The organism is Amycolatopsis sp. SID8362, assembly GCF_010550475.1.
In the GTDB taxonomy this organism is placed as follows: domain Bacteria; phylum Actinomycetota; class Actinomycetes; order Mycobacteriales; family Pseudonocardiaceae; genus Amycolatopsis; species Amycolatopsis eburnea.
The window spans coordinates 1-9458 of the sequence record NZ_JAAGNB010000579.1 but is presented as its reverse complement, the minus strand read 5'-3'; the positions used below and the strand labels follow the sequence as shown (position 1 = coordinate 9458).

Here is a 9458-nt window from a genome sequence, read left to right as displayed (position 1 = left end):
ACCCGCGTGCCGGCGGAACAGGGCGCCGCCCGCGGCGAGGTCGCCGGCGCGGAGGGCGGCGAGCAGCTCCGCGTCCGCCGGGTCCTCGTCTGCTGTCCTCATCCGAACTCTCCGTGACCCCGCTGCACCCAAAGTAAGAGGTACGGCAGTGTACGCCATAGCGCCGCGCCGGTACACTCCGTGCCGATGACATCGACGGACAGGCCGAGGCCGCCCGATGGCCGGGCCGCGCGGTGGGCCGGGCAGCGGGAACGCCGCCGCGGCGAGTTCGTCGAGGCGGGCTTGCGCGCCATCGCGCGGTACGGGCCCGAGGTGTCCACCGAGCAGATCGCCGACGAAGCCGGGGTGGCCCGCACGCGCCTCTACCGGCACTTCGACGGCGCCGCCGACCTGCAGCACGCCATCGCCGTCCGGGTCGTGGAGCTGATCACCGCCGAGTTCGCGCCGCTGTGGACCCCCAGCGGTACGCCGATGGACCTCATCCGGACGGCGATCGGCGCGCACACCCGCTGGCTGGCCGAGCACGGCGCGCTCTACCGCTACCTCACCAAGCACGGCACGGACGCCGCCCCCGACGTCTTCGCCGACGGCAAGACGGCCATCGCCCGCCAGCTCACCGTCGTCTTCGAGCACTACCTCGGGCTCTTCGGCATGGACACCCGCGTCTGCGAGGCCGTCGCGTTCGGGCTCGTCGGCCTCGTGGAAACGAGCACCTCGCGCTGGCTGGAGAACCCCCGTGACGTCAGCCGCGCCGAGCTCGCCACCCTGCTGGCGCGCTGGGTCTGGGGCATCGTCGACGACACCCTGCGCGCGGGCGGCGTCGCGCTCGACCCGGACGCGCCGCTCGCCGTGGCCGACCTGACCCCGCGCTGACCGTCCACAGTGGAGTCCGGGTGCGCGGACGCGTTCCCGCCCTTACGATCGCGGCAAGCACGCGGGAGCGGGGGAGCGGATGGGCATCGGGGCCGGCACGTGGCTCGTCACCATCGGCGTCGTCCTGGCCCTGCTGGCCGTGGACCTCGTGCTCGCCGCGGTCCGGCCGCACCGGGTCGGGTTCGGCGAGGCCGTCGCGTGGTCGGTGGGCTACATCCTGGTCGCGGTGGCGTTCGGCGTCTGGCTCGCGCTCGCCCACGGCGGTGAGTCCGGCGCCGAGTACTTCGCCGGCTACATCGTCGAAAAGAGCCTGTCGGTCGACAACCTGTTCGTGTTCGTGATCATCATGACGACGTTCGCCGTCCCGGAGGAGCACCAGCACAAGGTGCTCACGTTCGGGATCGTCCTCGCGCTGGTGATGCGCGGGCTCTTCATCGCGCTCGGCGCGGCCCTGCTCGCCTTGTTCTCCTTCATGTTCCTGCTGTTCGGCCTGCTGCTGATCTTCACCGGCGTCCAGCTGTTCCGGCACCGCGACGCCGACCCCGACATCGAGGGCAACGTCGTCGTGCGCACCGCGCGGCGCGTGCTGCCGGTGTCGGAGACCTACGACGGCGGCCGGCTGACCACGAAGGTCGCGGGACGCCGGCTCGTCACCCCGCTGGTCGTGGTCCTGGTCGCGATCGGCGGCGTCGACCTGCTGTTCGCGCTCGACTCGATCCCCGCGGTGTTCGGCGTGACCGACGAGCCCTTCATCGTCTTCGCCGCCAACGCCTTCGCGCTGCTGGGCCTGCGCGCGCTGTACTTCCTCGTGAAGGGACTGCTCGACCGGCTCGTCTACCTCTCGGCCGGGCTCGCGGTGATCCTGGCGTTCATCGGGGTGAAGCTGATCCTGCACTGGGCGCACGTCGACGTCGACCCGCGCGTCCCCGAGATCGCCACGCCGGTCAGCCTCGCGGTGATCATCGGCGTGCTCGCCGTGGTGACCGTCGCCAGCCTGCTCAAGACCCGGCGAGACCCCGGGGCGAAGGCGCACCCGGGGTCGCTGCGCGGGTCCGCCTCAGACCGCGAAGACCTGTGAGTCGTCGGCGAAAGCCTTGAACTCCAGGGCGTTGCCGGCCGGGTCGAGCAGGAACATCGTCCACTGCTCGCCGGGCTGCCCGGCGAACCGGAGGTAGGGCTCGATCACGAACTCCGTCCCGGCGGCGCGCAGCCGCTCGGCGAGCGTGTGGAACTCCTCGACGGCGAGCAGCAGGCCGAAGTGCGGCACCGGCACGTCGTGGCCGTCGACCGGGTTGTGCACCCGCTCGGGCCGCGACGGCGCCAGGTGCGTGACGAACTGGTGGCCGTGCAGGTTCCAGTCGACCCAGGTGTCGGCGCTGCGGCCGGGCTCCAGGCCGAGGACTTCGCCGTAGAAGCGGCGGGCGGCGACGAGGTCGTCGACGGGCATGGCGAGGTGGAAGCGGGGGAGCGTCATGTCTTGATGTTAACATTACGACATGAGTGCTCAAGTGGCTCCCGCGCGCCGGCGCGGGCTGGCCGACGAGGTGGCCGACCGCATCCGCGACGCGATCTTCGACGGCGGGTACGCCCCGGGCAGCCAGCTGCGCGAGGTGGAGCTGGCCGAAGCGCTGGGCGTCAGCCGCGGGCCGGTGCGGGAGGCGCTGCTCAAGCTCGAGCGCGAAGGGCTCGTCCGCGGCGAGTGGCACCGGGGCACCACGGTCACCGCGCTGTCCGGCGAGGACGTCGCCGAGCTGGACAGCCTGCGGGCGGCGCTCGAGCAGCTCGCCGTCGCCCTGGTCGTCGAGCGTGCCCCCGATCTGGCGGAGATCGACGCCGTCGTCGCGCGGATGGAGCGAGCGGCCGACGAGCACGAGATGGTCCGCTGCGACCTGGCGTTCCACGACGCGGTCTACGCCGCCGCCGGCCACCGGCGCCTGCGCGAAGCCTGGGAGGCGATCCGCTCGCAGGTGCACCTGTTCCTGCTGACGCGGATCGGCGTCGAGTCCGAGGGCTACCTCGCGGGCATCCCCGCCGAGCACCGCGAGCTCGCGCAGGCGCTGCGGGCGGGCGACCGGGAGACCGCACTGGAGCTCTTCGCCGTGCATCGCCGCCACGCGTTCGAGATCCTGCGCGGGAGTTGACGGCGGCCTCCTCCGGCGCGGATCGTGGAGCGATGGCGACACGCATGGGCGCGCGGTTCACCGGCGATCTGGCCGCGCTGCGCTACGAACCGGTGGCGAAGCGGGTGCGGGCGGTCGCGAGTGGACGGACGTTCGCCGACTCGCGCCGGGCGGTGCTGGTCTGGGAACCGAAGCGGGTGGTGCCGTCGTACGCGGTCCCACTCCCGGACCTGCGGGCGACACTGATCCCGGCGAGCGGCGAGGAAGCGGCGGAGCACCCGGTGCGGCTGGCCGAAGGCGGTCCGCCGGTCCTCGACCCGCGGACCGCGTTCGCCGTGCACACCTGCGCCGGGGAACCGCTGACCCTGGCCGTCGACGACGTGACGTTGCCGGGCGCGGGGTTCCGGCCCGCCGACCCCGATCTCGACGGCCACGTCATCCTCGACTTCGCGGCCTTCGACGAGTGGCTCGAGGAAGCCGAACCGATCGTCGGCCACCCGCGGGACCCGTTCTCGCGCATCGACGTCCGGCGCAGTGACAGCCGGGTCCGGATCGAGGTCGACGGCGTCGTCGTGGCCGACTCGGGCGCACCGCGCATGCTGTTCGAAACCGGCATCACGACCCGCTTCTACCTGCCGCGCGAAGACGTCCGGATGGAGCTGCTCACGCCGTCGGACACCCGCACCACGTGTGCCTACAAAGGACACGCGAGCTACTGGTCGGTGGGCGCGCACGCCGATCTCGCCTGGACCTACGACGAACCGCTGTCCGACGCGCGGGACGTCGCCGGGTACATCGCCTTCCTCACCGAACGCGTCGACGTCTTCCTGGACGGGGAGCGGCAGCCGCGGCCGGTCACGCCCTGGTCAGAGCAGTAGGTCCGCCGGTCCGCCGACCTCGCGCACTTCGCCCGTGGATTCCAGGCGCTCCAACGGGTCCGCGTCCGGCAGCTCGCCGAGCGACAGCCCGGTCAGGTCGGCGATCCGGCGCACCGGGACCTGGTAGGTGCGGTACGCGCCGTAGTCGAACTCGCCCGTCGTCTCCAGTCCCTTGATCAGTTCTTCCTGGCTCAGCAGGTACGCCGTCGCGGACAGGGTGCCGTCGGTCTTCACCATCGCGACGACCTTCCAGAACTGGCGCGGCAACTGCACCCCGCGGTAGCGGTCGTCGTCCTCGGCGAGGACCGGGCCGGTCAGCACGGTGACCTTGAGGTCGTGGTTGTCCGCGTTGTTCAGCACGTAGTCCTCGAGCCCGGCCCACGTGGTCTTGTTCTGGTTGAAGTCCTTGTGCTGCGGCGAACAGTTCGTGAAGTGGAACGTGTCGTCGTTGCCGAGCTGGGCGATCGCCTCGGTCGCGCCCCACGCCGGGTCGAGCCGGCGGACCAGGTGGCCGCGGTCGAGCGGGTTGGCGCGGTAGATCTCCTCGCCGACCTGCTCGGCCTCGTCGACCCGCGGGTCCAGCGACCAGTGGTCGGCCTCGCGGTGCAGCGCCCGGCTGGTGCGCCCGTCGATGTTGACCGCGGTGAACATCGCGAGCCGCCGTTCCTTGTGCAGGACGACGCTGAAGTGGTGGTACGGCAGGACGTACCGCGGTTCGGCGGTCGCCTGCCGGTTGAGCGCGGCCAGCGGCACGAGCGCGGCGGGCAAGGTCGGCAGGGGCACGGTGTGCCCGGGGAGGAAGGCCGGGTCGTAGCCCTCGCGGTTGGAGTAGTCCGGGTCGATCCGGCCGGTCTCCGGCTCGGCGGCCGGTTCGGCGCGCAGCCGGATGTCGAACGGCATCGACACGGTGAGCACCGGCCGCTCGCCGTTGCCCGCGGCCGGTGCCGGTGCCGTGCGTTCGGACCGCGTGGACAGCCGGTCGACGAGGGCCTGCTCCGCGGCGGTGAACCGCTTGCCGCGCAGGAAGGCCAGCAGCTTGCTGACCCGGATGCCTTCGTTGATGAAGCGGCCGAGTTCGGCGTGGTCGTCGGCGGGGACGCTCGCGTGGTGCAGCGCCACGACCTCCCACTGGTCGTTGAACACCGGCGAGCCCGACGACCCGGGTTCGGTGTCGGTCTCGTAGTGCAGGAACTGCTCCAGGACGTCCACGACGCGGTTTTCCCGCAGGGCGACCTTCTTCTTGCCGCCCTTGGGGTGCTGGACGATGGTGACGAAGTCGCCGACGATCGCCTTGCCCTCGGTGCCGATCAGCCGGTTGTACCCGAAGCCGCTCAGCTCGTTGTCGGAAGCTCGCACGGCGACCAGCGCGAAGTCGAGGTCCTCGTCGGCGACGAAGAAGCGGTCCGGGTCCAGCCGGAACGCGTGCACCGGCCGGGGCAGGCCGTCGACGCCGTCCTGGTAGTCGAACTCGATCACGCTGAACCCGGCCGTCGCCGCGTCGGGCAGCACGTGGTGGTTGGTGAGCAGCAGTTCCGGCGACACCAGCGAACCCGTGCCGTAGCCGGTGAGCCGGCCGCGCTCGTCGCGGATGTTCACCCGGCCCACGGCCGCCGCCGCCCGGACGCCGCCTTCGAGGTAGCCGACGCCGAGCAGGTCGTCGGTGAGGATGATCCGTTCCAGGATCGCGCCCGCCGCCGCCATCGCCGCGGGCTCCCCGGCTTCGATCGCCGCCGGGTTCACCGGGCGGACGTCGGGGTGGTACCGGGCGAGCCGGTCGATCCGGGTGGCCACGCGGCGCGGCTCGTCGGCCCTGGCGATCCCGCCCGGCGTGCGCAGCAACGCGATCTTGGCCCGGCGTTCGACGGTGCGCCGCTCCGCCCGCGCGGCGGCGGCAGCTTCCTGATCGGACGGTCGTGCGGTCTTGACGTCCACGGTGGCCTCCCCGGACGAAGCGGAAATCACCGCGTTAGTCGCATGCTTTCGGGGACCGTTACAAGGGAATCGGGGAAAATAACCGCCCGCTAAGCGCGGACGGGCAGGACCACCGCCGACCCGGGATGGACCTCCTGGTCGGCTGCGCGCAGGGTGACCGCGGTCGCGTGCGGGTCGCCGGTTCCCGGATTCCTGGCGTAGCGCGGGAAAGCGCCGCTGGAGACCTGGACGCGGATGCGGTGCCCGCGCCGGAACCGGTGCGCGGTCGGCCACAGCGAGACGCGGACGGCGGCGAGTTCGTCCGCGTTCGTCAGGCTGGTGAGGCCGTCGCAGACATTCACCGAGCGGCCGTCCGGATCGACGTCGCACACCCGGACGAAGACGTCGGCGAACCGCAGGCTGGAGCGGAACCGGATTTCCGCGCTCACCTCGCCGACGATTTCCACGTCTTCGCCGAGCGCGGCCGTGGTGTAGGTGAGGACGTCGGCGCGGGCTTCCAGTGCCGCGTTGTCGACCCGGCCCGCGTCGGGGGCCATGCGCACGCCACCGGCCGCGGGGGTCGGGTCGGCGGGGTCGTAGCGGTAGCGGTCCGGCGTGGACCCGGCCGGTTCGCCCGCGGACAGCGCGCCGCCGGGCTGGAGGTGGAACCGTTGCGGCGCATAGCCTTCCGGTGGCCACGACGTGAAGTCGCGCCAGGCTTCCTCGCCCATCACGTACAGCCGGACCGGCGCCCGCTCCGGTGGTTCCTCGCCGCGGGCGTGCGCGAGCCCGAACTCCAGGGTTTCCCGGAGGGCCAGGCCCGCGCCGGCGAGCAGGTCGGCGCGGCCGGCGTGGGTCCAGGGCCCGACGGTGAGCCGCGGCCGCCGTCCGGCGTCCTGCAGCGCCCGGAAGTCGCGGAGCTGGCCGGGCAGGAAGATGTCGTACCAGCCGCCGATCGAGCTGACCGGCACGGTGACGCCGGCGACGCGCGTCCGGTGGTCGGCCGCAGCCCAGTGCGGGTCGTGCTCCGGCCGGGTGAGGATGTCCTGGAGGTAGTCGGAGCGGTGGCCGATGGCGACGACGTCGGCCTGGGCGAGCGGGAGGGTGGTCAGCGCCCGCGCGAGCTTCTTGGCCTGGCCGCGCTGCCGCAGCAGCGCGAACCGGCGCTCCTGGACCGCGACCTGGACGCCCCAGCCGAACGGCGTCTCCAGCGAAAAGCCGTCATCGCGCAGGAACTCCAGCGTCAGCCCGGATTCGGTGACGTGCGGGATCATCGCCTTGACCTGCGGCGGCAGGCGATCGGCGACGGCCCACTGCACGTACCCCAGGTAGCTGGCGCCGGTGAGCACGAGTGCGTCGCCGAACCACGGCTGCGCGAGCACCCAGTCCAGCGTCGCCAAGCCGTCTTCGCGTTCCTGGCGCAGCGGGTCGAAGACGCCGCCGGACCCGAAGCCGCCGCGCGTGCTCTGCACGAGCACCTGGAAGCCGCGTTCCGCCAGCGGCCGGGCCAGGATCGCGCCGAACACGCCGCGCCGGCCGTACGGGGTGCGCAGCAACGCGGTCGGCAGCCCGGTCCCCGTGCGCGGTGCCCACCGATCGGCGAGCAACTCGGCGCCGTCGGGCATCGGGACGCGCAGGTCCCGCTGGACGACGACGTCCCGGGTGGCCGGGGCGGGCAGGTCCAGCAGGCGTTCGACGAGGTGGCTGAGCGGCTTCACCGGGACTCCTTCGTGATCAGCTCGGTCACGACCGCGCGGACCCGCACCAGCCGGTCGGTGAACTCGGCGGCGTCGAGCGGTTCCGGCCCTTCGACGACCCAGGTGTTGACGACCGCGGCGGCACCGCCGGTCAGGAAGGCGGCCAGGTCTTCGACGCCCTGCGCGTCGAGCCGGTCGCCGAGCACCCGGCCGATGTGCTGCCGGTTCAGCGGCAGGAACACGCTGGTCAGCGCCTTGTTCAGGGCGAACGCGGCCGGGCCGGTGAGCAGGGCCCGGTAGAACCGCCGGTGCGCGGCGAAGTGCCGGGCGAGGGCGAGCAGTCCCGCGCGCTCGTCGGGTGCGGGCAGGCCGTCGAGGAGCTCGCGCCGGACGAGGTCGAGCGCGGCTTCGAGGACGAGCGCGTCGCGGTCGCCGAACTGCTGGTAGAGCACCTGGCGGCTGACGTCGGCGGCGTCGGCGATGTCGGAGACCGGCACGGCGGCCGTCCCGCGCTCGCTGACGAGGTCGACGGCGGCCCGCATCAGCGCGGCGCGCGACCGGCGCACCCGGCGGTCCTTGGCGGGCGCTTCCGTCGTCCAGTCGGCTGACATGTGTTCGATAATGAACAGGTGTCAATGAAAAGGCAAGCGTGCGAGCATGCACCCATGTCTTCGATCATGCGGGCGTTCGTGCTGACCGGGCCCCGGCAGTACGCCGTGCGGGAGGTGCCCGCCCCGGCGGCCGCGCCGGGTGAGGTCGTCGTCGACGTCGAACGGGCCGGCGTGTGCGGCACCGACGTCGAGTTCTTCACCGGCGAGATGCCCTACCTGCACGACGGCCACGCCGCCTACCCGATGCGGCTCGGGCACGAGTGGGCGGGCACGGTCTCGGCGGTCGGGGACGGCGTCGACTCCGCGTGGCTCGGCCGGCGGGTCATGGGCGACACGATGCTCGGCGACCGGACGTGCCGCCGCTGCCGCCGCGGCCACCAGCACACCTGTGAGCAGCGCGAAGAGGTCGGCATCCGCGGCGGCCGGCCCGGGGCGCTGGCGGAGCAGATCGCGGTCCCGGCGTGGTCGCTGCACGCGTTGCCGGACTCGGTCGACGCCGTCCTCGGTGCCCTCGTCGAACCCGGCGGCAACGCCCTGCGCGCGGCGCGGGCGGCCGGGACCGGCCCGGGGGACCGGGCGCTGGTGCTCGGGCCGGGGACGATCGGGCTGCTGACGGCGATGTTCCTGCAGGCGGCGGGCGCCGAGGTGCACTTGATGGGCGTGGCCGGCCTGGACTTCCCGCGCAGCCTGGGTTTCGACGGCGTCTGGACCCGGGAAACGCTGCCGGACCTGCCGTTCGACGCGGTCGTCGACGCCACCGGCGCGGCCGGGGCACCCGCGCTCGCCGTGGACCTCGTGGAGCCCGCCGGCCGGGTCGTCTACATCGGACTCTCGGGCGACCCCAGCCGGGTGGACACGCGTGCGCTCGTCTTCAAGGACGTCACCGCGGTCGGCGTGCTGTCGGCGTCCCCGGGCCTGGCCGAGGCGATCGAGGCGTACGCGAGCGGAGCGGTCGACCCGCGGCCCCTGGTGGGGGCGACCGTCGGCCTCGACGGGGTGGGCGCGGTGCTGGCGGGGGATCGGATCGGGGGCGCCGGCCCGAAGGTCCACATCGACCCGCGGCGTTAGGTCTTCGGCGAGGCGAGCGTGGTCGGCCGGGAGCGGCCGCGCAGCGTGACCTCGTCCTTGGCCACCCACTCCGCCGCCTCGGTCTCGCTCGCGGACTCGACCGCCGTCCAGGAAGCCAGGAGGCGGGCGGGCGCGTTCTTGGCCAGCTCGGTCAGCCGCGCGGCTTCGTTGACCGGGTCGCCGATCACCGTGTACTCGAAGCGGCGCGGGTCGCCGACGTTGCCCGCGACCGCGTCCCCGGTCGCCACGCCGATGCCGGCCGGGCCGTCCGGGACCTCTGCGGCCAGGCGGCGGGCGATC

At 73.0% G+C, this 9458-nt stretch carries 10 protein-coding genes; 5 read left to right on the top strand and 5 right to left on the bottom strand.

The genetic code is table 11. The features are described 5' to 3' along the window. Positions 1-186: 186 nt before the first annotated feature. Together G3I65_RS18160 and G3I65_RS18155 are read left to right on the top strand one after the other, a co-directional pair. The gene (locus tag G3I65_RS18160; protein ID WP_160697164.1) at positions 187-873 is read left to right on the top strand and encodes a TetR/AcrR family transcriptional regulator; all 687 of its coding nucleotides are present in this window, start codon (positions 187-189) and stop codon (positions 871-873) included. 79 nt (positions 874-952) lie between these two features. Then, complete coding sequence (locus G3I65_RS18155; RefSeq protein WP_160697163.1) at positions 953-1951, top strand: TerC/Alx family metal homeostasis membrane protein; 999 nt, start codon at positions 953-955, stop codon at positions 1949-1951. Here the strand turns inward: G3I65_RS18155 and G3I65_RS18150 are convergent. Then, positions 1931-2347 (bottom strand): VOC family protein, encoded by a 417-nt coding sequence (locus G3I65_RS18150; RefSeq protein ID WP_160697162.1) that lies wholly within the window; start codon positions 2345-2347, stop codon positions 1931-1933. The genes G3I65_RS18155 and G3I65_RS18150 overlap by 21 nt on opposite strands. 22 nt (positions 2348-2369) lie before the next feature. Here G3I65_RS18150 and G3I65_RS18145 point away from each other — a divergent pair, with 22 nt between their 5' ends. Beyond that, a complete protein-coding gene (locus tag G3I65_RS18145) occupies positions 2370-3014 on the top strand; it encodes a GntR family transcriptional regulator (RefSeq protein WP_160697161.1) in 645 nt (214 codons plus the stop codon). 32 nt (positions 3015-3046) lie between these two features. Next, the gene (locus tag G3I65_RS18140; protein ID WP_163046716.1) at positions 3047-3871 is read left to right on the top strand and encodes a DUF427 domain-containing protein; all 825 of its coding nucleotides are present in this window, start codon (positions 3047-3049) and stop codon (positions 3869-3871) included. Here G3I65_RS18140 and G3I65_RS18135 read toward each other — a convergent pair. The 3 genes from G3I65_RS18135 to G3I65_RS18125 all read right to left on the bottom strand — a co-directional run bounded on the left by G3I65_RS18135 (position 3860) and on the right by G3I65_RS18125 (position 8090). Beyond that, positions 3860-5803: a DNA/RNA non-specific endonuclease gene (locus G3I65_RS18135; RefSeq protein ID WP_160697160.1), complete on the bottom strand. Its 1944-nt coding sequence runs from the start codon at positions 5801-5803 to the stop codon at positions 3860-3862. The genes G3I65_RS18140 and G3I65_RS18135 overlap by 12 nt on opposite strands. Positions 5804-5892: 89 nt before the next feature. Then, entirely contained in the window at positions 5893-7500 is a 1608-nt protein-coding gene (locus G3I65_RS18130; RefSeq protein ID WP_160697159.1) for a CocE/NonD family hydrolase, read from the bottom strand. Further along, positions 7497-8090 carry a TetR/AcrR family transcriptional regulator gene (locus tag G3I65_RS18125; RefSeq protein WP_160697158.1) on the bottom strand — a complete coding sequence of 198 codons (594 nt, stop codon included), beginning with the start codon at positions 8088-8090 and terminating at the stop codon, positions 7497-7499. Before G3I65_RS18125 ends, G3I65_RS18130 begins: the two co-directional genes overlap by 4 nt. A 54-nt stretch (positions 8091-8144) precedes the next feature. On the opposite strand from G3I65_RS18125, the gene G3I65_RS18120 reads away from it, so the two are divergent. After that, on the top strand, positions 8145-9158 hold the full coding sequence (locus G3I65_RS18120; RefSeq protein WP_160697157.1) for a zinc-binding dehydrogenase: 1014 nt from the start codon (positions 8145-8147) through the stop codon (positions 9156-9158). Here the strand turns inward: G3I65_RS18120 and G3I65_RS18115 are convergent. Then, the coding region (locus G3I65_RS18115; RefSeq protein ID WP_160697156.1) for an adenylate/guanylate cyclase domain-containing protein at positions 9155-9458 on the bottom strand (304 nt) is incomplete at its 5' end. The two genes, G3I65_RS18120 and G3I65_RS18115, sit on opposite strands and share 4 nt — an antisense overlap.